Here is a 23,526-nt window from a genome sequence, read left to right as displayed (position 1 = left end):
AGTAAGGCGATCAGGCGGGTTCTGGTTCAGGATCGGTATGGACATGTGCCGCAGGCAGCTTCCGGGCGAAGAAGGACAGGGCGACAATGCCCACCACTACCCCAGCCAGGCACAGGCCGGTGAAGAGATAGCCATCCAGCACGGCTTGCCGGTCCGTCAGGAACCAGGCAGCGCCGATATTGGGTGCGGCCACCGCAGCGAACTTGGCCATGAAGCTGGCCATGCCGCCGCCGGTGGAGCGCACGGCACTGGGATAATAGATGCTGGTGATCGAAATCACCGCCGCATGGCCGATGCCGATCGTGATCGAGCCGAGCAGGATCACGGGGATGAAAAACGGCCCGCCATCGATGTGGCCGGCGCCGATCAGAATCGCCAGCGGCACGCCCAGCAGCGGTGCCACCGCAATCCAGATCGGCCCGCGCTTTTCAGTAAAGCCCAGCAGGAACACGCCGCCGATGGCGCCCAGAATGCCGCCGATCGAGCCGATATTGGTCGCCGTTGACAGATGGAGGCCGAGCTTTTCGAGGAACAATATGCCGAAGCTGGACTTCAGATAGATCGCGAAGGACGAGAAGAAATAGGTCGCCCAGATGATCGGGGTGATGAACAGCAACGGCCCCTTGAACAGGGCAAGGAACTTGGTCCACGGCGCCTCGCCGGAGCTTTTCTTTTCATCCGACAGCACCAGCGAAGTGATCTTGCGGCCTGCCAGAGCGGGATCGAAACGCGTCAGCAGCGGCAGGACCTTCTCCACCGGGCGGCCGCGCGCGACCATCCAGCGGGCGGATTCCGGCAGGGTGAACTGCAGGACGATCGCCAGCGCGAAAGTCGCCGCGCCGCAGAAGAAGAACACTCCTTCCCAGCCATAATGCGGGGCGATCAGATTGGTGACCTGTCCGGCAGCCGCCCCGCCCAGGCTGAAGCCCAGCATGATGATGGTGACCGAAGTGGCCCTCAAGGAGAAAGGCATTGCCTCGATATTGAGCGACCATGCCGGCGCGAGCAGCCCGCCAATGGCCAGCCCGCCAAGGAAGCGCAGGGCAATCAGCATTTCGGGGCTGTTGGCATAGCCTGTAATGAAGGTCAGCGCCGCGCCCAGCACGGTGCATAGCAGGATCACGGGGCGGCGGCCCATCACGTCCGCCATATAGGACCCCGCGAGCGAGCCGACCATCTGCCCCGCGAATGCCGCGGAACTGACCAGGCCCATCATGGCGGTGTTCAGCCCCATTTCATCCCGCACATAGGGCAGGGTGTAAGTCATCAGCGAGAAGTCCAGCCCGTCAAAAAAGGTGACGAGGCAGGACAGGAAAATCAGCCATTTATGGAAACCGCTGATCTTCAGCCCCCCGAGGAAGCTGGCAACGTCCAGCGTCTCGTCACTGCCCGCTTGTGCCTTTCCGGCCATCTGGTGCATTCCTCTCCAATTCCCTAGCGCTCTGCTAAACGGAAAACCGCTAGCCTGCTATCATTTTTGGCGCCTTGGTGATGTTCCCGGATTCCCGGCCCCTTGAAGGACTAGGGATCGTCGAATCTCGGCTTCCTGTCCTGCAGCTGGCTCATCACCGCCTCGAGCTGGTTTTTTGAGTAGATAAGCTCGTGCTGCGCACGCGCTTCTTCCACCAGCAGTTCCGCGATCGGCAGTTCATGCCGGGCATTGGCGAGATGTTTCGCCTTGCGAATCGCGTGAGGGTTCTTGCTGGCGATTTCGTGCGCGATGGAAGTCGCGCGCGCCAGGGGATCGGGATCGAGCAAGGTCACCAGCCCCAGCTGCCGTGCTTCCTCGCCGGAAAACTCGCGCGCGGTGTAGACCAGTTCGCGCAGGTCGTCCTCCCGCACCAGACCACGCCACAGGGCGAAGCCTGCCATGTCAGGGATGATGCCCCATTTCATTTCCATGATCGACAGCCGCGTGTCAGGGGAGGCGACCCGAAAATCCGCGCCGCTGGCGATTTGCAGCCCCCCGCCCAGGCATACGCCGTGCAGCGCCGCGATAACGGGCACCGGCAACTGGCGCCACTGGAGGGCGACATGCTGGTAGATATTGGCAATGCCGTGAGTCCGCTCGGTGATGTCGGGAGCTTCCGGCCCCGGCCATCCCGCGAAGGCCACAACGTCAAGCCCGGCGCAGAAGGCCCTGCCTTCCCCCGCCAGTACTACCGCCCGCAGCCCCGGCATCCGCGCGAGAACCTGTCCAGCCTCGCTCAATGCCTGGAACATCGGACGATCGAGGGCATTGAGCTTGTCCGATCGGGCAAGGCGGACCTGAGCCACACCCCCTTCTTCAAGGGAAAGCGTGACCCGGCCTGCCTCGCCGAAGGACCGGCTCACGGGCCGGTCCTCCGATCAACCCCGACCTTGCCGGGCATTACCAGGCAAGGCCAGTGAGCGTTCATGCGGCGCTGGAATTCACGCCCATGGAGGCGAGATAGCGTTTAACATTGCGGGCAGCCTGCCGCAGGCGCTGCTCGTTCTCCACCATGGCGATACGGACATAACCTTCGCCATCTTCGCCATACCCCACGCCCGGCGCCACGGCGACGTCCGCATGAGTGAGCAGCTGCTTGGAAAATTCGAGACTGCCCATTTCCTTCAGCGCAGGCGGAAGGGGAGCCCAGGCGAACATCGATGCCTTGGGCGGCGGAATATCCCACCCGGCACGGCCGAAGCTTTCCACCAGCACGTCACGGCGCTTCTGGTAGAGTTCGCGGTTCTGCTGGACGATGTCCTGCGGCCCATTCAGCGCTGCGCAGGCTGCGGCCTGCAACGGAGTGAAGGCGCCGTAATCGAGGTAGGACTTCACGCGGGTAAGGGCCGCGATCAGCTTCTGGTTGCCTACCGCGAAGCCGATGCGCCAGCCGGCCATCGAGAAGGTCTTGCTCATGGAGGTGAACTCCACAGCCACATCCTTCGCGCCCTTCACCTGCAGGATCGAAGGCGTCGGGTTCCCGTCATAATAGAGTTCGGAATAGGCAAGGTCGGAAAGAACCCACACCTTGTTTTCCTTCGCCCAGGCAACCAGCCTTTCGTAGAAGGCCAGGTCCACCGTTTCCGCCGTCGGGTTGGAGGGATAGCCCACCACCAGCACGCTGGGCCGCGGCACGGTGAAGGCCATCGCCCGGTCGAGCGCGCGCCAGTAATTCTCGTCAGGCGTCGTCGGCACGGAGCGGATGGTCGCGCCGGCGATGATGAAGCCGAACATGTGAATCGGGTAGCTGGGGTTGGGCGCCAGCACCACATCGCCCGGCGCGGTGATCGCGGTGGCGAGGCTGGCGAGCCCTTCCTTGGAGCCCATAGTGACGACCACTTCGGTTTCGGGATCGAGATCCACGCCAAAGCGGCGGCCATAATAATTCGCCTGTGCTTTGCGCAGGCCGGGAATGCCCTTGGACTGGGAATAGCCATGGGCGCTGGGCTTCTGCGCAACTTCGCACAGCTTGTCGATCACATGCTGCGGAGGCGGCAGGTCGGGATTGCCCATGCCGAGGTCGATGATGTCGCGCCCTGCCGCTCGTGCTGCTGCGCGCATGCCGTTCACTTCGGCGATGACATAGGGCGGCAGTCGCTTGATGCGGTAGAATTCGTCTTCCATGACCTCTTGCATTCCAAAAAATTAGCGCGGCGAGATTGCCGCGCGCCTAATAGTGGAGGAATCATGCGCGTCACGCAATTGATGTGTTCGCAATTGGCGTTGCATCGTGCTTTTAGGCTCACAATCCCCGTAATTGCGGTTATGCAGTAAGCCATGGCACGCCGCAGCAAGTCCGACGACGATTCCGCCCGACTCTTCACTGACATGCTGAAAGCCCAGGGAGAGGCGGCCCGCGCAGTGATGGCGCAGTTCCTGCCCGGCGCGGCAGCCGCGCTTCCCGGCAGTGACGCTATCGGGAAATGGGCCCAGGACCTCGGTACGGCAGCCAATGAGTGGCAGGAAATGTGGCTGAATTTTCAGCAACAGCAGGCCCTGCCCGAACATCTGCCCCCAGTGCTCTCCAATCCTGCCGAATGGTGGGAAGCGCTGAACGCCTTCTACCGCCAGGTTCCGCTCGCCGATCCGGAAAAGCAGCAGGAGATGTGGCGCGAAGGGGTCGAGCTGTGGGAAGATGTACTGGGCGAGTATGGCATCGGGCCCAAAGCAGCCAAGGCCCAGCCCGATGAAGGGAAGCACACACCGCATTTGCCGCTGAACGATCGCCGCTTTGCCGACCCCAAATGGCGCGAGCAGCCGATCTTTGCGCTGATCCACCAGAGCTACCTGATGTTCTCGCGCCAGATGATGAAGCTGGTGGACGAGGCCGAAGGGCTGGAACAGCATGAGCGCGAACAGCTGCGCTTCGCCACCCGAACCATGGTGGATGCGCTGTGCCCTGCCAATTTCCCGATGATCAATCCGGTCGTGCTCGAACGCACGATGGAGAAGCACGGCGAGAATCTGGTCAAGGGACTGAACCGACTGGCCGCCGATCTTGAGAAAGGCCAGCTTACCCATACGGACGCAGCGGCCTTCCGATTGGGCGAGAATATCGCCGTCACTCCCGGCAAGGTGGTGCATGAAACGCGGCTCTATCAGCTGATCCAGTATTCCCCCACGACTACGGAAGTGCTGGAAACGCCGCTGGTGATCTTCCCGCCCTGGATCAACCGCTTCTACATCCTCGATCTCAACCCGAAGAAAAGCTTCGTGAAATGGGCCGTCGATCAGGGCCTGACCACCTTCATGGTCAGCTGGAAGTCAGCCGATGAGAGCCTGAGCGATGTGACCTGGGACGATTATATCCGTGCCCAGATCGACGCGATTGACCATATCCGCGCCCGGCTGGAAGTGCCTTGCGTCCACACGATCGGTTATTGCGTGGCCGGCACCACCCTTGCCGCGACACTGGCAATTCTCGCCCGGCGCGGCGAAGCGGACAAGGTGAAGAGCGCCACCTTCTTCACCGCCCAGGTCGATTTCGAGAAGGCGGGCGAACTGAAAGTGTTCGTGGACGACGCCCAGCTCGAAATGATTCGGCAAGCCAGCAAGAACGGCTTTCTCGACGGGCGGTACATGGCCGCCACTTTCAACCTGCTGCGGGGCCCGGAGCTGATCTGGAACTACGTGGTCAACAATTACCTGCTGGCCGAGGATTATCCGGCCTTCGACCTGCTCTACTGGAACGGGGATGTCACCAACCTGCCCTCAAGATGGCATATCCAATATCTGCAGGATCTCTATCGCGACAATCTGCTGGTGCTGCCAGACCGGCTGAGCGCCGACGGCACGCCGATCGACCTCACCCGGATCGAGACGCCCGCCTATATTCAGGCAGGCCGGGAAGACCACATCGCCCCGGCCGAAAGCGTGTTTCGCATGACGTGGTTCCTCAAGGGCCCCGTCCGCTTCGTGCTGGCGGGCAGCGGCCACATTGCTGGCGTAGTGAACCCGCCGGATGCCCATAAATACCAGTTCTGGACCAATGAAGGCCGCTTCCACGATCTCGACAGCTTTCGCGAAAACGCGAAGGAACATCCGGGCAGCTGGTGGCCGGACTGGATCAGCTGGCTGGAAGCGCAGGACAAGGCGCGCGTTCCGGCCAGGGGCAAACGCAAGCCCGGCGGCAGGGGCGATCATGTGATCGAGGATGCCCCCGGACGCTATGTCACGATGCGGTAACCCCGGAGAGGGATAGGCCCTCTGTTCCGCAGCGGCAGGCCGCCGAAACGCCTCCTCGAAATTTGTGCACCGCACAAAATGTTCTTGACTCTAGGCGCACGACATCTATTTTGTGCAGTGCAACATAAGGCCATTAAACACGGCCCCAGATGCAGGATCAGGAACCTATGGCTGACGAAGCCGACAAGGAAGCCGAAGCCGCCGAGAAGGCCTACGCCGCCGCAGCCGAGACTGCGCCCGCAAAGGTCGAACCGGTGAAGGCGTTCCAATCCACCCCCTCTGCGGCGCCTGCTGTTTCGGCAGAAGAAAAACCCGCCGCGAAGGCAATGCCCGCGCCCAAGGCGAAACCGGCCCCCAAGGTCGCCGCGCCGAAGGCCAAGGCACCCGGGAAGAAGGCAGGGTCCGTCACGGCTCCAGCCGCCGCCAGGGTTCCCGCCAAGACTAAGCCGGCAGCAATGCCGAGTGCCGCCAAACCGGCAAAAGCCGCAACCGAGAAGGTGCTTCCGAAGAAAGCCCCCGTCCCGACGAAGCCCGTAATCGAAGCGAAGGAAATTTTCATCATGGCCAACACCACCGATTTCACGAAGTCCATGACCGACGCGGTGAGCGAGATGCAGAACCGCGCCAAGGCCGCCTACGAAAAGTCCACCGAAATGGCCGGCGAGCTCGGCGAATTCACCAAGGGCAATGTCGAAGCCCTGGTGGAAAGCGGCAAAATTCTGTCCGAAGGCGTGCAGGATTTCGGCAAGACCTATGTGGAAGAGGCCAAGTCGGCTTTCGAAACGATCACTGCAGATATGAAGGAAATGGCTGCCGTGAAGTCCCCCACGGAGCTGTTCCAGCTTCAGGGCAAGCTGATGCGCCGCAATTTCGACGCCATGGTCGCCTTCGGTTCCAAGTCGAGCGAAGCCATGGTCAAGCTGGCCAATGAATCGATCGCTCCGCTTTCCAGCCGCATGAGCCTGGCTGCAGACAAGATTTCCAAGGCGGCCTGAAGGCGCGCCTGAACGGAATTCGCCCCGCCGGGCTTCCTCTCCACCGGCGGTGCGGCGAGACGAGCCGGTTGGCCCAATGGCTAACCGGCTCGTTTACTTTTATGGCCCGCAGACTTCATGCCATGGTGCCGGAAGCACTTTTTGCGGCTCTGCATCTTGCAGCTTTGCCCGCCGATACGATATTCATGGTTCATGACCCGTTTGGCAGCCTTCGCGGCGGACGTGATTGACGATCCGCGCTTTTCGCTTGAGGCGGAGCCTGCCCCACGCGCAAGCGATGATGAAGGGGCTGCGGATGATGGCGACACGGACGGCGCAGGCCAGGTTGGCCTTGCCACCCGCACTCGTGCCAAACCCAAGAAGCCGAGCCAGTACAAAGTATTGATGCTGAATGACGATTACACCCCGATGGAATTCGTGGTGATGGTCCTCAAGCGCTTCTTCCGAATGGATCTGGAACAGGCCACTCGTGTGATGCTCCACGTCCATCAGCGGGGCGTGGGCGTATGCGGAATTTATCCCTATGAAGTGGCCGAAACGAAGGTCCATCAGGTGATGGACTTCGCCCGGGAAAACCAGCACCCGCTGCAATGCACGCTGGAAAAGGCCTGACCTGAAGGGCCGCCGAGCCCTCTCCTGCCTTAGGCGCTCTACCTCAGCCTATTTCCTCTCTCAGGCGACACTCGCGCCGAACAACTTTCCGATCGCATAAGTGGCGGCCATGGCCACCGCACCCCAGAAAGCGACTCGTACGACGGCGCGCCCTACCGGGGCCCCACCTGCCCGGGCGCCAAACACGCCGAGAATCATCAGGAACAGCAGGGAAGCGACCGAGACCCCCACCGTCACGCTTGAAAAAGGCAGCAGCGCCACGGCCGCCAGTGGCAAGGCCGCACCGGCAGAAAATGTCGCGGCCGAAGTGAGCGCCGCCTGCACCGGCCGGGCTCGGGTCACATCGACAATGCCGAGTTCATCCCGGAGATGCGCCTTGAGAGTGCCTGCTTTTTCCAGCGCCGTCGCCACCTGCTCGGCCAGATCAGCCGGCAAGCCGCGCGCCGCATAGATGCCTACGAGTTCGGCATGTTCGGCCTCTGGCATCTCCGCCAGTTCCTGCTTCTCGCGGGCCAGATCGGCCTCTTCGGCGTCGGCCTGACTGGATACGGAAACATATTCACCAGCGGCCATCGACATGGCACCCGCCACCAACCCGGCTATTCCCGAGATCAAAACCGGCCCCTTATCGGCGGATGCCGCGGCCACGCCGACGATCAGGCTAGCAGTGGAAACGATGCCGTCATTGGCCCCCAACACCGCGGCGCGAAGCCATCCGATGCGGTCTACAGTATGACGCTCGCGGTGGAACTTGGCTCTGCCCGGCATGGCTATTCTCCCGGCATGGCTGGGAAAGCGCCCGCCATGACTATCCCTTTCTTGCCTAATTGCAGGATTCTGGGCAAGGAGTCGCTGCACGGGCCTTGCCCGCAGGCCACGCGCCGGTAAGGTCCAACCCCGCGAAAGATACTTCGACCACGTGAAGTTCCTCACCGCCATCGACCGCTACATCTTCCGGCTGGTGCTGACGCCGATGCTGGCCGTCTTCGTGATCGCCGCCTCGCTGCTGGTGCTCGACAAGATGCTGCGCCTGTTCGACCTGGTTGCAACGCTGGGCGGCCCGGTCGGAATCGTGTTCAAGATGCTTGCCAATTTGCTGCCGGAATATGCCAGCTTGGCAATTCCGCTGGGCCTTATGCTGGGCATCCTGCTGGCCTTCCGCACATTGGCGACTTCCAGCGAGCTGGACGTGCTGCGCGCGGTGGGCCTTGGTTATACCCGGTTGTTGCGGGTGCCCTATATGATCACGCTGGCTCTGGCGGGGCTCAACTTCGCCATTGTCGGCTATCTGCAACCCTACGCCCATTATTATTACGCGGAACTGCAGCACGAATTGCGCGCCGGCGCACTGGGTTCGTCAATCAAGGTAGGCGAATTCTCCACGCTGGAAGACCGCATGGCCCTGCGCATCGAACGGAGCGAGGATGAGGGAACGCGGCTGATCGGCATCTTCGCCCGTGTCTCCGACGAAAAGGGGCAGGTCCTCTCCATCTCCGCGCGCGAAGGGCGTTTCCTCGCCAATAAGGAAAACCGCGATACGATCATCCTGCGGCTGACTGACGGCACAATCGTTCAGGACACCAACGGCACCACCCCGCGCGTGCTGAGCTTTTCCGCCCATGACCTGCCGATCGACCTGCCGGCGATCGAACAGTTCCGCCAGCGCGGCGGGGAGGACAAGGAATATATCCTGCCCGAATTGCTGCGCATCGGCTGGGCGCCGGATTCATCCAGTACCGATCGCGCGGTGGGCCAGGCCAGCTTCAATTACCGCATGGTGGAAGTGGTGATGATGCTGCTCCTCCCGCTGCTGGCGGTTGCCCTGGCGATCCCACCCAAGCGTTCCACTTCCTCGCTCGGCGTCTTCGTCTCGATCGTGATGGTGGTCGCCTATCACAAGGTGAACCAGTACGGACAGTCCGTGGCCGCGCTTGGCCGGGTCGATCCCGTCCTGGCCCTGTGGGGGCCTTTCGTGATCTTCGCGGCGCTGATCCTGTGGATGTATTATCGCGTGGCCTATGTCCCCGGCGCCCAGGCCATCGGCGCGCTGGAAACGATGTTCGCCAAGCTTGTGAAGCGGTTCAAGGCGCTGGCCCGCAGGCGCCATTCCCAACAGATGAAGGCAGCCGGCGATGCGGCTTGATTTTTTTCCTTCCCGCACGCTGACGGTCTATCTCGCCAAGACTTTCGTCCTGCGCATTCTGGCCGTGCTGCTGATGCTCGTGCTGGTATTGCAGATGCTCGATCTGCTGGGAGAGAGCGGCAAGATCCTGGGCCATCCCGGCAATGGGGAAGAACAGCTGTGGCAATATATCTCACTGCGATTGCCGCAACTGGTCGCGCGGTTTCTGCCATATTCGGTGCTGCTGGCGACGATTATCACTCTCGCCACGCTCAACCAGAACAGCGAAGTGATCGCGATGAAAGCGGCGGGCATGTCCGCCCATCAGGTGCTGGCGCCGCTGCTGGCCTCCGCTTGCATTGTGTCCATCGCCAGCTTCGCTTTCAACGAACGCATTGTCACTCGCGCCACGGCTACGCTCGATGCCTGGCAGGATGTCGATTATGGGCCGATCCCGACGGATTCGGGCGTGAGGACCAATATCTACATGGCGGACGGGATGAACATCCTCGCCGCCGGTTCGCTCACCGGGCGCGGCACGGATGCCGTGCTGGAGAATGTCTCGTTCTACCTGCGTGATCGCAACGGCATGATCGAGGAACAGCTGCGCAGCCCGCGCGCGACCTTCGCCAATCCCGGCTGGCTGCTGGAGGCACCTACCCGCTTCGACGTGGAAACGACGGCCAGCGCCAAGCTGGGGCCGATTGTGGTGGCCAGGGAACTGACCCCCACCAATGTTGCGTTGAGCAAGGTCAATGGCGATTCCCAGAACGCGATGGAGCTACGGGAATCGATCAACCTGCTGAAGGAATCCGGGCGCCGCACCAGCGAGCTGGAAAGCAAGTGGTGGCACAAGTTCTCGGGCCCGCTTTCAGCTGCCCTGATGCCCTTGCTGGGCGCCGTAGCGGCCTTCGGCCTTGCCCGTTCCGGCCAGCTCTTTGTGCGCGCGGTCATCGGCATGGCCTTGGGATTTGCCTATTTCGTGGTGGACAATGCCGCCCTGGCGATGGGCAATTTCGGCGGTTATCCCCCGCTGCTCGCCGCCTGGGCGCCCTTCTTCCTGTTCGCCCTGGTGGGCGAAACGGTGCTGATCCGGACGGAAGAGTAACGCGGCCTCAGCGGCCGCGCACCATCGTGCTTTTCGCGATCCGCGCCACCAGCATCACCATGCCGGGGTAATTCGCGCGGGTGTAGGTGGAATCCGTGCCCAGCTTTGCCACCAGACGGCGGTTCGCCTCTGCCAGAGAGTGATAGGGCAGGCTGGGCAGAAGGTGATGCGTGGCGTGATAGCGCAGGCCGACCGGCGCCCACAGCTCGGCCCAGGGGCTCGGCGGAGGCACGTTGACCGAATCGAGATATTGCGCCGTCACCGTCATCGTCTCGCCCCCGTTCTCCCACAGATGGGCCACCAGCGTGCGCAACTGGTTGAGCACCGCCGTGAGCGAGAGCACCGCCATGGCGACGAGCAGCGGCTTCCAGCCCAGCACGAAGATGCTGGCGATCAGCGTCATCGCCCACAGGCTGGCGCCGAATTCCTGCCAGAACACCATCCGCGCAAAATCGCTCTCAGGCGGACGGCGGCGGAAATCCGGATTGATCGACAGGGCCGAAAACCGTTCCCACACGATCCTGCGCAGCGGCGGAATGATCACGCTCAACGGATTGAGGATGCCGAAACGGATGATCAGTGCCGGCGGAGCCAGCAGCGCCACCAGGATGAACAGCGGCAGCGACCATGGCTTCATCAGCGCCAGCGGCAGATATTCGGGATCTTCCGCCGTGCCATAGCGCGTGCGCGCATGATGCAGCGTGTGGACCCCTTCATACATGAAGCTGGGCGTCAGCACCGGAATGCCTACCAGCAGGTTCCATGCAAAACGGAAGCCGGGCAGCGCATTCTTATGGATATGCGTCAGTTCGTGAATGAACAGCAGCGCCCGGTAAAGCGCGAGCGAGGCAAACAGGCCCAGGGCGATCGCCAGCCAGACATTGGAGACGAGAATGGCCCCGGCCAGCGCGGCATAGCCGAGCGCGGCCGATATCAGCATGTCAGGCCAGTATATTCCGGGCCGTGCCGTATTGATGTCGCGCGTCAGCTCGGCGGCGGCGCGCAGCATCTCCATATCGTCGGGGATGCGGCCGGTGCCGGCTGCGGAGCCGGGGGCGGCAAGCGGGAGTTCGATGGTTTCGTGCGCTGTCATATGAATTTTCCGGTTGCGCCCATGGTACATAATGATGGCAGCAACATGTCGTATTGCTGCCCTTCTCCCGCAACCCGTGCTTGACAAGCGGGCGGCGCCATATTCTCTGCCGACCGCTCCGCATCAAGGAACTTTGGCCGTGGCTGACACTGACGTAGTTGTAACACCCGTTTCCGGCAAGAAGGACCTGGATGCCTTCATCAAACTCGTCTGGCGCATTTACGCCGATGATCCCAATTGGGTTCCCCCGCTGAAGAGCGAGATGGTGGAACTGCTCACCCCGGGCAAGAATCCGTTCCACGAACATGCGGACATGCAATTGTTCCTCGCCCGGCGTGGGAGCGAGGTAGTGGGCCGCATTTCCGCCCATATCGACCATCTGGCGGTCGCGCAGCCGGTGGAGCAGGGCATGGGCCCCGGAACCGGCAATTGGGGCTATATGGAAGCCCTGGATGAAGCTGCCTGCCATGCCCTGATCGCAGCGGCGGAAGGCTGGCTGAAGCAGCACGGCATGAACCGCGTGCTGGCCCCTATCAGCCAGTCGATCTGGGAAGAACCGGGCCTGCTGGTGCAGGGTTTCGACCATCCCCCCGCGATCATGATGGGTCATCACCGCCCGGAATATAAGGGCTGGATCGAAAGCTACGGCTATACCAAGGCGATGAGCCTCAAGACCTACGATCTCGATGTGACCGGTGGTTTCCCGCCGCTGGTGAACAAGATCGTGGAAATGGGCGAACGCAACCCGCGGATCAATGTCCGCCAGCTCGATCTCGCGAATTTCGAGCGTGACGTGCAGATCGTGATCCACATCTTGAACGATGCATGGTCGAAGAATTGGGGTTTCGTGCCCTTTACCGATACGGAAATTCGCTATGCCGCGAAGAAGCTCAAGCCGCTGATTCGCCCGGACGTGAACCTGATCGCGGAACTGGACGGCAAGGCTGTAGCCTTCATGCTGACCCTTCCCGATGCCAATGAAGTGATCAAGTCGATCAAGGGCAAGCTGTTTCCCTTCGGCTGGATCAAGCTGCTGCGGTGGATTCGCAATCCCAAGCCATGCACCATGCGCGTGCCGCTGATGGGCGTGCTGAAGGAATATCAGTCTTCCCGCATGGCCAGCCAGCTTGCCTTCATGATGATCGAATATATCCGCCGCACGGCAGTGGCCACCTATGGCACGCAGCGCAGCGAGATCGGCTGGATCCTGGACGACAATCAGGGAATGAACGCCATTGCCGATGCCATCGGCAGCAAGGTGAACAAGGATTACTGGATCTTCGAGAAGCCGCTGGCGGGCTGATCCGCAGGTTTCCGGAGGAACGGTGGCGTCTCAAAAAAAGGCCCCCGATCTTGTTGGATCGGGGACCTTTCGGGATCGTATCACCAACCGCTTGGACGGGAGGGGGGTCTCGGCGGTGATATTGGCGTAAATGCACGGAGGGGCAGCCGGTTCCCGATCCAAACGCGCCCTGCTGCAAATTTTTGCCATTATCGTTTGGCGATCCCCGGTCTAGACTGCGCTCAACGGGCTACCTTGCCGGATTTCCCGGCGCCATTGGCGGTCCCCGATGTTCTGGAAAGGATCCCATGTCGCTGGGAAACAAGCTTGCCGCGGATCTCCCCTTTCTGCGCCGTTATGCCCGCGCGCTTACCGGATCGCAGGAAGCAGGCGATGCGCTGGTGCGCAGCTTGCTGGAAACAGCCGTGGCCGATGTACAGGTGCGGACCAGCCTGGAAGGCGGAAGAGTGGCGCTTTACCGCGCATTCAACGCGATCTGGACATCCGCTGTTGCTGATCGCGTGAAAGCTGCCGACGGCGCGGGCTTCCACGAGGCCGCGGCCCAGGCGCAGTTGGGCAAGATCACTCCCCTCAGCCGGCAGGCCCTGCTGCTGACCACGCTGGAGGATTTCAGCCCGGCCCAGGCAGGCGAAATTCTCGGCCGCTCTACGGGCGAGGTTGAAGAGCTGGTGCGTGAGGCCATCGCCGAGATCGACCGGCAGACGATGGCCAGTGTCCTCATCATCGAGGACGAACCGCTGATCTCCATGCAGCTTGAGGAACTGGTCCGCTCGCTGGGGCACGACATTACCGGCACTGCGGCAACGCGTACACAGGCCCAGTCCCTCGCGCAGCAGGCACTGCCCGGCCTTGTGCTGGCCGACATCCAACTGGCTGACGGCAGTTCCGGGCTGGACGCTGTGGACGATATCAAGGCGCTGGGCGATGTCCCGGTGATCTTCATCACTGCCTATCCCGAAAGGCTGCTGACCGGTTGCTGCCAGGAACCGACCTATCTGATCACCAAGCCCTTCACCGAAGCGAGCGTGCGCGCAGCCATCGGGCAGGCGCTGTTTTTCGGATCGGGGCGCCCGGTCGACTGAAGCCGTGGCGCCGACCCCGGTTGCGCCTTCAGAACCGACGGCGCAGTTCGAAGGCGTGGGCTTCGCGCACCGGCACCCCCAGAATACATTTCACGCCATCCGGATCGAAGCGCAGGTCCACCGGATGGCGTAATTCATGCGCCACGATCTTCTCGATCAGATCCATGCCGAACCCGCGTGTGCGCTGAACGGGCACCGGCGGTCCGCCCGCCTCCACCCAGATTATCCGCGCCTTTCCATTTTCCAGTTCCCAGCCGATCGACAATTGTCCGCCCGGCTGACTGAGCGCGCCATATTTGGCAGCATTGGTCGCCAGTTCGTGAATCGCCAGACCGAGCGAAAGCGCGTCATTGGGCGCCAGTTCGATCTGCGGCCCTTCCATCGCGATCACCGGGCCGCAATCGCGTGCATAGGGCGCCAGTTCCGCCTCGATCACCGCGCCCACGGGCGTGGCGCCCCATTCCGACTGGGTCAGCAGGTCATGCGTGGCGGATAGCGCACGGATGCGGCCTTCCAGCCCCTCGGCGAATTCATCGAGATCGCTCGCCCTGCGGCGGGTCAGCGCCACGATGGACAGCACATTGGCCAACGTATTCTTCACCCGGTGATTGAGTTCGCGCGTCAGCGAATCGCGGATTGCGTTCTGCTCCTCGAACCACATCAGCCGCACGCCATCTTCCTTGGCCTGCTGGGTGAGCATCCGTGCCAGCAGGGCCAGCAAGCTGGCCGCCGCGAGCCCGAACAGCAGCGTCGCTACCGACAGGGGCGACAGGACGGCGCTTCGCGCGCTCGATACTTCCAGAACCCATTGGTGATCGGCGATTGTCACCCCTTCCCGCACACTCAGGGTGCCGGACCGCGCCGGCGCGATAGAGGCCATCAGCCGATCCTCGCTGGCCGTCTCGTCATACAGCCTGATGCCGAGATCGCCGCGAGAGGCGATGAGCAGGGCGGAGGCGAGGAAATCCTGCGCGACGAAGGCCGAATAGACGAAGCCGCGCAACCGCGCGCCGCCGGGCACGCTTTCGAATACAGGCATGTAGATCAGGAAGCCCGCCCCGCTGTCCCTCCCTTGCCGTCGCAAGGAAACCTTGCCGCTGGCGCTGGGCCGCGCGGTGCGTTCCGCCTCCAGCATGGCGACGCGCAGATTGGGTTCGGCATACATGTTATAGCCCAGCGCGCGGCGATTGCGCTGAGTATCAGGCTCAAGGAATGTCACCGGCACGGCATAGGGCTGGCCGGGGCCTATCGCCGGGCGGATATGCACATCCTCCCCATATTCCAGCATCACCAGCCGGTCGAAATCGGCCACTTCGGCGGGATCGACGCGCTGGGCCCAGCCGATCCCGTCTGCGCCGCGGAAATCGGTATCCAGCCGCAATTCGCTCACGAAGCGGCGGAAATGATCGGCCTGGGAATCCTCCAGCGTGGAAAACAGCGCCGCACCCGCGCGCAGGTAGGAGGCATTGGCATTGGCCCGCCGTTCCAGCGCGGAAGCGATGGCTCCCGCCCTCTCTCGCAATTGGGCCACCTGACTGCGCTGTTCCACCCGCTCGATGGCGTAGCAGGCCATCAGGGTCACCCCCATGATCCCCGCGAAGATCGCCAGCGGCACCGCGCGCGGGAATTGCACCAGCCAGCGCCGCGCCGCACTCTTCTGGGAAAAGAACCGTATCAAGAATTCGCCTTCATGCCCGCCTCCCCCCACTGTAGCGCCGGGGCTTGGCCGTTGCACCCTTTTCGCCGGTGCCCTACTCACATGGCAAGTCACCTGGGTACGTTATGCGGAAACACAGGCGCGCCCCGTTTCGTTCCGGGGGATCGCACGAGTTTGCGCCCGACGTCACCAATCTGCCGGAGCACCCATCGCCCCATGTCCGAACCAAAAGATTTCCCCGACGAGGCGGCGAGCAAGGCCGGCTCCCGCAAAAAGGGAGCCAAGGAAGGCAAGCAGCGCGCCGGTGCGGCGCCCGGCAGGGATTCCAAACCCGAATGGGCTGACGGCCTCAAGCGGCTTTACGATTCGGTAGTGGACGAACCCCTGCCTGACGCGTTCATGGATCTGCTGTCCCGGCTGGATGACGACAAGCCATGAACAAGGCCACCTCAGACAGCGGCGAGCGCAGAGCCGGCGAGAGCTTCAAACGCGAATTGACCGCCGTGATCCCCCATCTTCGCGCCTTCGCGCGCGGCCTGTGCGGCCGCCCCGACATGGCGGACGATCTGGTGCAGGAAACCCTGCTCAAGGCATGGGCCGCGCGGGACAGGTTCGAGCCCGGAACATCGATGCGCGCCTGGACCTTCGTGATCCTGCGCAATGCCTATCTCACCGACATGCGCCGCGCGCGTTTTCGCGGTGAGTATGACGAGGGGCTGGCCGAGCGTATTCTTACCGCGCCCGCCGATCAGGAAGACCCTATCCATCTGGGCGATCTTCACCGCGCCTTGCAGACCCTGCCGCCCGAACGGCGCGAGGCCCTGTTGCTGGTGGGCGCGGGCGGCTTTTCTTATGAAGAGGCGGCAGAGATCTGCGGCTGCGCCGTAGGCACGATCAAGAGCCGCGTGGGCCGTGCCCGGGCAGCCCTGACGTCCATGATCGAAGAGGGGAAGATTCCCCGCCGCCATGCGGACGATGCCGAAGCGCATCGTGCGATTCTGGACGAGCTGGAGCAGGTCTCTACAGGAGCGGGCACCTCGCCGCCTGATTGAGTCCCCCGATTGACCGGCGACCCAACCCGCGCCAATGATGGAAGGTCGCCCACGGGAGGGGCGAGCGAGGATGAGTTCCGAAACGAATAGCGAATCCCCACAGCACGAAACTTCTCCCGGCTCCGCGCCGGGCGGCCCGGCGGAACCTGCTCCGCGTCGGCGCACCCTGGCCTTTGCGGCGCAGGAATTGCGGTTGATTTCCGCATTGGTGGTGCTGATCGCGACTGGCCTGTTCCTGGCCTTGCCTTTCGTCCTGTCAATCGGATCGGTGGTGTTCCTGCCGCTGGTTTCGGCCATCATATTGACCATCGTCTTATCCCCGCTGGCAGACCGGCTTGCTTCCTTCGGCCTGCCCAACGTGCTGGCCGCCTTCCTTTCCATGCTGCTGTTCATCGCGGTGCTGGTGGTGGCGCTGGTCACAATCCTGAGCCCGGCAGTGGATCTGTTCGACCGTTTACCTGCCCTGGCCGAGGCCGTGGGCCAGCAATTCTCCCAGCTGCGCGGCAGCCTTGCCTGGGTCAACAAGCTCAACGAACAGCTTGCCGAGATCGCCGGGCACCGTACAGGGCCGCAAGTCGTACTCGCCAGCCCGTCCTTCCTTGAGGAAGTGGCCTTCGCGACGCCCAGCGTCGTGCTGGAAGTGCTGCTGACCTTCCTGATGGCCTTCTTCATGATCGGCGCGCGCGGGCGCATGCGCCATCATGTACAGCTGCACCATGCCTCGCTCAGCACCAGCGTGAAGGCGGCGCGCGTGATGCGCGACGTGCAGGATCGAGTGGCGGTCTACATACTGACGGTAAGCGTCATCAACGCAGGCGTCGGCGTAATCGTGGCGACGGGCGCCTGGGCGCTGGGAATGGATGCCCCGATCATGTGGGGCGGCCTTGCCGCGCTGCTGAACTTCCTGCCCTATGTCGGTCCGCTGATCATGATCGGCGTGTTGACCCTGTTCGGGCTGGGAACGGCAGACACCGTATTATTGGGCATGATGCCCGCTGCGATCTATCTGGGCCTGCATACAGTGGAATCGAACATCATCACGCCTGCCATCCTTGGCGCGCGTTTTACGATGAACCCGGTGCTGATCCTGATCGCCCTGTCCTATTTCTCATGGATATGGGGCGTGGCGGGAGCGCTGCTTTCGGTGCCAATCCTGCTGACGCTCACAGCGGTGGTCGATCACCTGGGAAGGCCCAATCTGCTGGGCTTCCTGTTTGGGGAACCCCTGTTCCCGATGAACCCGCTGGAGATGGGCCCTGATGGGGCAGCCCCGGCGGGCGATCCCGGCCAGCCCTGAAACACTTGGGTTCGGGCCAGCCGGGTCACTCATGGCCTGAAGATCAGGCCGGATATTTCCACGCGGAACCGCGGGCCAGATTTTCTGCAGCGAAGCCCCAGTTGAGCTGGGCGATCACCTTGTCCAGATAGGCCGGACGGGCATTCTGGTGGTCCAGATAATAGGCGTGTTCCCACAGGTCGATCACCAGCAGCGGGTTGCCACCCTGATCGGCGAAGGTTTCCGCATCGTGCGAATCCTTGACGACCAGCTTGCCGTTTTCTTCGACCAGCCACACCCAGCCCGAGGCGAAGTGACCGGCGCCGACAGTGGCCAGCTTTTCCTTCAGCGCGTCAAGCGAACCGAAATCCGCATCGATCTTCGCGGCAAGCTCACCTTCCGGTGCACCTGCTTCAGGCGAGAGCGAATACCAGAAGAAACCGTGGTTCCACACCTGCGCAGAGTTGTTGAACAGCCCGGCGTTGCTGCCGCGCGCCTTGGCGATCACGGTTTCGAGATCGTCATTCGCCATGTCGGTGTCTTCGATGGCGGCATTGGTCCTGTCCACATAGGTCCTGTGGTGCTTGCCATGGTGGAACGAGAAGGTCCTGGCGGAGATCGCCGGTTCGAGCGCGTCGCTCGCAAACGGAAGGTCGATAAGTTCGAAAGCCATTGTAAATCCTTGCAAGGAAGCTTCGGGTGACGCGTGCATAACGCCCCGAGCCACTTAGCGGTGCCGCTTTTTCCGCTCAATCTTTAGATCGTGTATGATCGACAGAAGCGCTCACAGCCACGTCCATTGACACATTTCCCAATGTTCGGACGATGTCCGGCAGCATTTCGACCGCCACCAGCAGGGCCAGCGGCCCGATGGGAACGCCCATTGCCAGTGCAATCGGCCCGACCGAGGCGACGAAACTGATCGTGCCCGGGAGGCTGACCGATCCGATGGTCGTAACCAGCGCCACCGCAGCGCCCGCCGTGAGAGTGGCAGGCGTCAGCGGGACGCCCGTCAACTTCGCGACATAGATCGCCACGGCCAGATTCATCGCGGGACTGGTCGCCCGGAAAATCGCGACCGCCAGCGGCAGTACGAAATCCGCGCTTGTTTCCCTGATGCCGAGCTGTCGACAAGCGGCGAGCATGGCGGGCAGGCTGGCCAGCGAGCTTTGCGTGGAAATCGCCACGGCCTGCGCAGGCAATATGGCGCGGGCGAACTCGCCAAGGCTCTTGCGCCCCGCCAGCAGCGCCAGCGGATAGGCCGCGATCAGTACGGCCACCCCCATGCTCGCCACCACGAGGATGTAATGCCCCAGCGCCAGGAACGCTCCGGCCCCTGCCCGCGCGGCGACGCCGATGGCCAGCGCGAAGACACCAGCCGGCGCCAGCCACAAGATCCAGCCGATGATGATGAGCATCGCATTGCCCAGCGCGGCGAAGAAGCCTGCCATCACCTGGCGTTGGCCATCGGGCAGTTTCGCCACGGCCACCCCGAACAAGGCGAAGAACAGCACCAGCGGCAGCATCGCATTCTCCGCTGCCGCAGCGAACAGATTAGGCGCCACCAGCGAGCGGATGAATTCGGCGATCCCCGGCACTGCCTGTACCTCATCCCCCTGAGCAACGGCGAGCGCCTGCCCGGCGGAGACCGGAATTGGGAAAGCCTCCAGCAAAAGGGGTGTGGCCAGGGCGGAAAACAGCGTGCCGCAAGCAAGGACGGCAAAGATGGTGAAGATCGTCCGCCGCGCCATCTGCCCCGCGCTTGCGGTTTCCACCATGCGAGAAATGCCGGTGACGAGCAGCGCAGCAACCAGCGGGATGATCGTCATCTGCAAGGCGCGCAGCCACAGATTGCCGACAGTTTCCGTAATGTCGAGCACTGGGGTTTCGATGGCTGAGCCGCCGAGCAGGACGCCCAGCCCCAGCCCGATCGCAAGCCCGCCGAACGTCCACCACACGGGCAGCTTCAGCGCCTCGAAACCAGCCTGTGCCTCACGATGCTCCATCACTTCCCCACGCAGAATGCCCTTGCCTCGGGTGACATTAGCGGCGCAAAGCGGCATGGCAATCTGGGGGCAGGTAAAGGCATTTCAGGAACCTCGATGACGCGCAAATATTTCGGGACCGATGGCATTCGCGGCCGGGCCAATGCCGGCGTGCTCAATGCAGCCACCGCCATGAAAGTGGGGCAGGCCGCAGGTCGCCATTTCCTGCGCGGCAGCCACAGGCACCGCGTGGTGATTGGCAAGGATACGCGCCTGTCCGGCTATATGATGGAAACCGCACTGGTCGCGGGCTTCACCAGCGTGGGCATGGATGTGATTATGACGGGGCCCCTGCCCACTCCTGCAGTGGCTCTGCTCACGCGCGAGATGCGGGCAGATATCGGCGTGATGATTTCCGCCAGCCACAACCCCTTTGCCGATAACGGCATCAAGCTGTTCGGCCCGGATGGCTTCAAACTGTCGGACGAGGATGAACTGGCCATCGAAAAGGCGATGGAGCAAGACATCCCCCTTGCCCAGGGAGACCAGATCGGTCGCGCCCGCCGGATCGAGGATGCGCGCGGCCGCTATATCCATGCGATCAAACAATCCCTGCCCAGCGACATCCGGCTGGATGGCCTCAAGATCGTGGTCGATTGCGCCAATGGCGCAGCCTATAACGTGGCCCCCAGCGCGATCTGGGAACTGGGCGCGGAAGTGGTGGCCATGGGCGTGGAGCCCAACGGCCTCAATATCAACGATGGCGTCGGCTCCACCTCCCTCGATGCGATCAAGGCCCGCGTGGTGGCCGAAGGCGCGGATATCGGCATTGCGCTGGATGGCGATGCGGACCGGCTGATCGTGATCGACGAAAAGGGACAGACCGTCGATGGCGACCAGATCATGGCGCTGATCGGCAGCCGTCTGGCAGAAAGCGGAGAGCTGCGCGGCGGCGGCGTAGTGGCCACGGTGATGTCCAATCTCGGCCTCGAACGCTTCCTCGCGAGCAAGGGGCTGGACCTGCTCCGCGCCAAGGTGGGGGACCGCCACGTGCTCGAGAAGATGCGCAAGGGTGGCTATAATGTCGGCGGCGAACAGTCGGGCCACATGATCCTGCTCGATCACGCTACCACCGGCGATGGCTGCGTGGCCGCGCTGCAAGTGCTGGCCGCTCTGGTCCAGACGGGCAGCAAGGCCAGCGAATTGCTCCATCTGTTCGACCCGGTGCCGCAATTGCTGAAGAACGTCCGCTATTCGGGCGGCAAGCCGCTGGAGAACGCAGCGGTGCAGGCAGTTATTGCCGATGCGGAGGCCGCGCTGGCGGGCAAGGGCCGCCTCGTCATCCGCCCCTCCGGCACGGAGCCGGTGATCCGCGTGATGGCCGAAGGCGACGACGAGGCCCAGGTGAAACAGGTGGTGGACGATATCTGCGCCGCAGTGGAGGCCGCCGTCTGATGCCGCTGGAAATGCGCGCCGATTGCGAGCGCTGCGGCGCGGACCTGCCGGCAGAGGTCGGTGGAGCCTTTATCTGCAGCCTTGAGTGTACCTTCTGCGCCCCTTGTGCGGAGGATCTGGACGAACGCTGCCCCAATTGCGGCGGCGAATTGCTCGACCGGCCGACGCGGGCGAAGAAATTGCACGAGAAATATCCGCCTTCTACAGAACGCCGGTTCAAGGGGTAATCGCGTGGCCTTCGACAGGCTCAGGCTGAGCGGGGGCACACAAGACCCGTTCATGCCGAGCTTGTCGAAGCAAACGCGTAACTCTAACCCCACAATATGACCACACCCCCGCGCATCCTCTCCATCGCCGGTTCCGATTCCTCAGGCGGCGCGGGGATTCAGGCCGACATCAAGACCATCACCATGCTTGGCGGCTATGCGATGAGTGCAATCACCGCCGTAACAGCGCAAAATACGCTGGGCGTGACCATGGTGGAGGCGCTCTCGCCGGCCATGGTCGCCGCCCAGATCGACGCCTGCCTGTCCGACATCGGCGCGGATGCCGTGAAGATTGGGATGCTCGGCTCGCCCGAGATCGCCGCCGTGGTGGCCGAGAGGCTGGAAGGGCTGGCGATCCCGGTGGTGTTCGATCCGGTGATGATCGCCACCAGCGGCTCCGTGCTCGCCGATGAAGCGACGATTGCCGGGTTCGAGCGGTTGATGGCGCTCGCCACTCTTACCACCCCCAATGTGCCCGAACTGGCGGCGCTTGGCGGCGCAGAGACAATGACAGACCGAGGCATTGCTTATCTCGCCAAGGGCGGCGATGCGGAGGGCCCCGTGGTTGAAGACCGGCTGGCACGCCCCGGCGCAGAGGATTTCGTCTGGCGTTCAGACCGCATAGAAACACGCCACACCCACGGCACGGGCTGCACTCTGTCCAGCGCTATCGCCACCGGTCTGGGCCAGGGCCTGCCGCTGGACGAAGCCATCGCCCGCGCCCGCACCTTCGTACGCGCCGCCCTGATCGCCGCGCCGGGCTTCGGCGCGGGGCATGGGCCGATGGGGCATCAGGCGGTTCGCTGAGGCGGGCCCATCACTGGTCATTGCGAGCGGCACAGCCGCGCGGCAATCCAGGGCTGAACGCATTGGGCCCTGGATTGCTTCGCTACACTCGCAATGACGAAGCAATAAGGCCCTAAAAGTCGCTGCTTTCGTCCAACGGGTCTTTCAGGTCGTAGAACTTCTGGATGTGCTTCCACGCATCCTCGGCCGTTTCGCACCAGTGGAACAGCTTGAGATCGGCCGGGTTGATCGTGCCTTCCTCGGCCAGCGCCTCGAAGTTGACGACCTTGTTCCAGAACTTGCGCCCGAACAGCAGGATCGGGATCGGCTTCATCTTCTGGGTCTGGATCAGGGTCAGCGTTTCGAACAATTCGTCCATGGTGCCGAAGCCGCCGGGAAACACCGCAATCGCCCGCGCGCGGATCAGGAAGTGCATCTTGCGCAGCGCGAAATAGTGGAAGCGGAAGGAGAGATAGGGCGTGACATAGGCATTGGGCGCCTGCTCATGCGGCAGCACTATGTTGAGCCCGATGGACTCCGCCCCGGCATCGGACGCGCCCTTGTTCGCCGCCTCCATGATCGACGGCCCCCCGCCCGAGCAGATCACGAACTGACGCTTGCCATCCTCGATGATCGACTTCTCGCTGACGATCCGGGCGAGCTTGTAGGCTTCCACGCAATAGCGGGCCTTGGCGGCGAGATTTTCCGCCACCTTCTTTTCCTCGTCCGTCTTGGCGCGGGCGAAGACCGCCTCGATCTCCTCGGGCGCGGGAATGCGCGCGGAGCCATAGACCACCAGCGTGGAACCGATCCGCGCCTCGTCCATCAGCATTTCCGGCTTCAGCAATTCCAGCTGGAAACGGATCGGGCGCAGTTCCTCGCGCAGGATGAAATCGGAATCGCGGAAAGCCAGGCGATAGGCCGGGTGCTGGGTCTGCGGCGTTCGGGCCGCCCGCTGTTCGACGAACCGCGTTTCCTGCTCTGCGCCGTAGAAGCGCCTATCCGTCAGATCGTGCTCGTCAGTCAATCGAGCCTCTCCTTGCATTAATGGTCTGTCGCTTTGCCTAGGAGCAGGGCG

General features: G+C 62.8%; 22 protein-coding genes. 13 read left to right on the top strand and 9 right to left on the bottom strand.

The window, feature by feature from the left end; all coding sequences use genetic code 11:
- Positions 1 to 10: 10 nt before the first annotated feature.
- From H0274_RS11335 to H0274_RS11325, 3 genes are all read right to left on the bottom strand, one after another.
- Complete coding sequence (locus H0274_RS11335; protein ID WP_226795548.1) at positions 11 to 1,411, bottom strand: MFS transporter; 1,401 nt, start codon at positions 1,409 to 1,411, stop codon at positions 11 to 13.
- A 110-nt stretch (positions 1,412 to 1,521) separates the two neighbouring features.
- Positions 1,522 to 2,334 carry a crotonase/enoyl-CoA hydratase family protein gene (locus tag H0274_RS11330; protein ID WP_226795547.1) on the bottom strand — a complete coding sequence of 271 codons (813 nt, stop codon included), beginning with the start codon at positions 2,332 to 2,334 and terminating at the stop codon, positions 1,522 to 1,524.
- Positions 2,335 to 2,395: 61 nt separating this feature from the next.
- Positions 2,396 to 3,595 (bottom strand): LL-diaminopimelate aminotransferase, encoded by a 1,200-nt coding sequence (locus tag H0274_RS11325; RefSeq protein ID WP_226795546.1) that lies wholly within the window; start codon positions 3,593 to 3,595, stop codon positions 2,396 to 2,398.
- Between the two features lie 153 nt (positions 3,596 to 3,748).
- Between H0274_RS11325 and H0274_RS11320 the strand changes: the two genes are divergently transcribed.
- The 3 genes from H0274_RS11320 to clpS all read left to right on the top strand — a co-directional run bounded on the left by H0274_RS11320 (position 3,749) and on the right by clpS (position 7,263).
- A complete protein-coding gene (locus H0274_RS11320) occupies positions 3,749 to 5,656 on the top strand; it encodes a PHA/PHB synthase family protein (protein WP_226795545.1) in 1,908 nt (635 codons plus the stop codon).
- 167 nt (positions 5,657 to 5,823) lie between these two features.
- Positions 5,824 to 6,651, top strand: coding sequence for a phasin family protein (locus H0274_RS11315; protein WP_226795544.1), 828 nt, complete (start codon positions 5,824 to 5,826; stop codon positions 6,649 to 6,651).
- 192 nt (positions 6,652 to 6,843) lie between these two features.
- Positions 6,844 to 7,263: an ATP-dependent Clp protease adapter ClpS gene (gene clpS / locus H0274_RS11310; RefSeq protein ID WP_226795543.1), complete on the top strand. Its 420-nt coding sequence runs from the start codon at positions 6,844 to 6,846 to the stop codon at positions 7,261 to 7,263.
- 60 nt (positions 7,264 to 7,323) lie between these two features.
- Here the strand turns inward: clpS and H0274_RS11305 are convergent, their stop codons facing one another.
- On the bottom strand, positions 7,324 to 8,031 hold the full coding sequence (locus H0274_RS11305) for a VIT1/CCC1 transporter family protein (RefSeq protein WP_226795542.1): 708 nt from the start codon (positions 8,029 to 8,031) through the stop codon (positions 7,324 to 7,326).
- A 151-nt stretch (positions 8,032 to 8,182) separates the two neighbouring features.
- On the opposite strand from H0274_RS11305, the gene H0274_RS11300 reads away from it, so the two are divergent.
- Together H0274_RS11300 and lptG are read left to right on the top strand one after the other, a co-directional pair.
- The gene (locus tag H0274_RS11300; protein ID WP_226795541.1) at positions 8,183 to 9,406 is read left to right on the top strand and encodes an LptF/LptG family permease; all 1,224 of its coding nucleotides are present in this window, start codon (positions 8,183 to 8,185) and stop codon (positions 9,404 to 9,406) included.
- The gene (lptG, locus tag H0274_RS11295) at positions 9,396 to 10,493 is read left to right on the top strand and encodes an LPS export ABC transporter permease LptG (protein ID WP_226795540.1); all 1,098 of its coding nucleotides are present in this window, start codon (positions 9,396 to 9,398) and stop codon (positions 10,491 to 10,493) included. The genes H0274_RS11300 and lptG overlap by 11 nt, the downstream gene beginning before the upstream one ends.
- A 7-nt stretch (positions 10,494 to 10,500) precedes the next feature.
- Here lptG and H0274_RS11290 read toward each other — a convergent pair whose 3' ends face one another.
- On the bottom strand, positions 10,501 to 11,586 hold the full coding sequence (locus H0274_RS11290; RefSeq protein ID WP_226795539.1) for a fatty acid desaturase family protein: 1,086 nt from the start codon (positions 11,584 to 11,586) through the stop codon (positions 10,501 to 10,503).
- Between the two features lie 139 nt (positions 11,587 to 11,725).
- On the opposite strand from H0274_RS11290, the gene H0274_RS11285 reads away from it, so the two are divergent.
- Both H0274_RS11285 and H0274_RS11280 read left to right on the top strand, forming a co-directional pair.
- The gene (locus H0274_RS11285; protein ID WP_226795538.1) at positions 11,726 to 12,889 is read left to right on the top strand and encodes an N-acetyltransferase; all 1,164 of its coding nucleotides are present in this window, start codon (positions 11,726 to 11,728) and stop codon (positions 12,887 to 12,889) included.
- Positions 12,890 to 13,176: 287 nt separating this feature from the next.
- A complete protein-coding gene (locus tag H0274_RS11280) occupies positions 13,177 to 13,971 on the top strand; it encodes a response regulator (protein ID WP_226795537.1) in 795 nt (264 codons plus the stop codon).
- 28 nt (positions 13,972 to 13,999) lie between these two features.
- On the opposite strand, the gene H0274_RS11275 is transcribed toward H0274_RS11280, so the two are convergent.
- On the bottom strand, positions 14,000 to 15,649 hold the full coding sequence (locus tag H0274_RS11275) for a CHASE domain-containing protein (RefSeq protein ID WP_226795536.1): 1,650 nt from the start codon (positions 15,647 to 15,649) through the stop codon (positions 14,000 to 14,002).
- A gap of 195 nt (positions 15,650 to 15,844) precedes the next feature.
- On the opposite strand from H0274_RS11275, the gene H0274_RS11270 reads away from it, so the two are divergent.
- The 3 genes from H0274_RS11270 to H0274_RS11260 all read left to right on the top strand — a co-directional run bounded on the left by H0274_RS11270 (position 15,845) and on the right by H0274_RS11260 (position 17,977).
- On the top strand, positions 15,845 to 16,066 hold the full coding sequence (locus H0274_RS11270; RefSeq protein ID WP_226795535.1) for a NepR family anti-sigma factor: 222 nt from the start codon (positions 15,845 to 15,847) through the stop codon (positions 16,064 to 16,066).
- A complete protein-coding gene (locus tag H0274_RS11265; protein WP_226795534.1) occupies positions 16,063 to 16,680 on the top strand; it encodes a sigma-70 family RNA polymerase sigma factor in 618 nt (205 codons plus the stop codon). Before H0274_RS11270 ends, H0274_RS11265 begins: the two co-directional genes overlap by 4 nt.
- A 70-nt stretch (positions 16,681 to 16,750) precedes the next feature.
- The gene (locus tag H0274_RS11260) at positions 16,751 to 17,977 is read left to right on the top strand and encodes an AI-2E family transporter (RefSeq protein WP_226795533.1); all 1,227 of its coding nucleotides are present in this window, start codon (positions 16,751 to 16,753) and stop codon (positions 17,975 to 17,977) included.
- 43 nt (positions 17,978 to 18,020) lie between these two features.
- On the opposite strand, the gene H0274_RS11255 is transcribed toward H0274_RS11260, so the two are convergent.
- Positions 18,021 to 18,629, bottom strand: coding sequence for a superoxide dismutase (locus H0274_RS11255; RefSeq protein WP_226795532.1), 609 nt, complete (start codon positions 18,627 to 18,629; stop codon positions 18,021 to 18,023).
- Between the two features lie 76 nt (positions 18,630 to 18,705).
- Complete coding sequence (locus H0274_RS11250; RefSeq protein ID WP_226795531.1) at positions 18,706 to 20,019, bottom strand: dicarboxylate/amino acid:cation symporter; 1,314 nt, start codon at positions 20,017 to 20,019, stop codon at positions 18,706 to 18,708.
- A 39-nt stretch (positions 20,020 to 20,058) separates the two neighbouring features.
- Here H0274_RS11250 and glmM point away from each other — a divergent pair, with 39 nt between their 5' ends.
- The 3 genes from glmM to thiD all read left to right on the top strand — a co-directional run bounded on the left by glmM (position 20,059) and on the right by thiD (position 22,469).
- Positions 20,059 to 21,396, top strand: coding sequence for a phosphoglucosamine mutase (gene glmM / locus H0274_RS11245; RefSeq protein ID WP_226795530.1), 1,338 nt, complete (start codon positions 20,059 to 20,061; stop codon positions 21,394 to 21,396).
- Entirely contained in the window at positions 21,396 to 21,623 is a 228-nt protein-coding gene (locus H0274_RS11240; protein WP_226795529.1) for a DUF1272 domain-containing protein, read from the top strand. Before glmM ends, H0274_RS11240 begins: the two co-directional genes overlap by 1 nt.
- 96 nt (positions 21,624 to 21,719) lie before the next feature.
- Positions 21,720 to 22,469 carry a bifunctional hydroxymethylpyrimidine kinase/phosphomethylpyrimidine kinase gene (gene thiD, locus H0274_RS11235; RefSeq protein ID WP_226795528.1) on the top strand — a complete coding sequence of 250 codons (750 nt, stop codon included), beginning with the start codon at positions 21,720 to 21,722 and terminating at the stop codon, positions 22,467 to 22,469.
- 112 nt (positions 22,470 to 22,581) lie between these two features.
- Here thiD and H0274_RS11230 read toward each other — a convergent pair whose 3' ends face one another.
- Positions 22,582 to 23,493, bottom strand: coding sequence for an LOG family protein (locus H0274_RS11230; RefSeq protein ID WP_413463480.1), 912 nt, complete (start codon positions 23,491 to 23,493; stop codon positions 22,582 to 22,584).
- Positions 23,494 to 23,526 lie beyond the last annotated feature (33 nt).

Source organism: Fulverythrobacter ferritrahens (assembly GCF_020539485.1).
In the GTDB taxonomy this organism is placed as follows: Bacteria; Pseudomonadota; Alphaproteobacteria; order Sphingomonadales; family Sphingomonadaceae; genus Andeanibacterium; species Andeanibacterium ferritrahens.
Note: the sequence above shows the minus strand (reverse complement) of the source record. Positions and strands in the feature narration are given on the sequence as shown.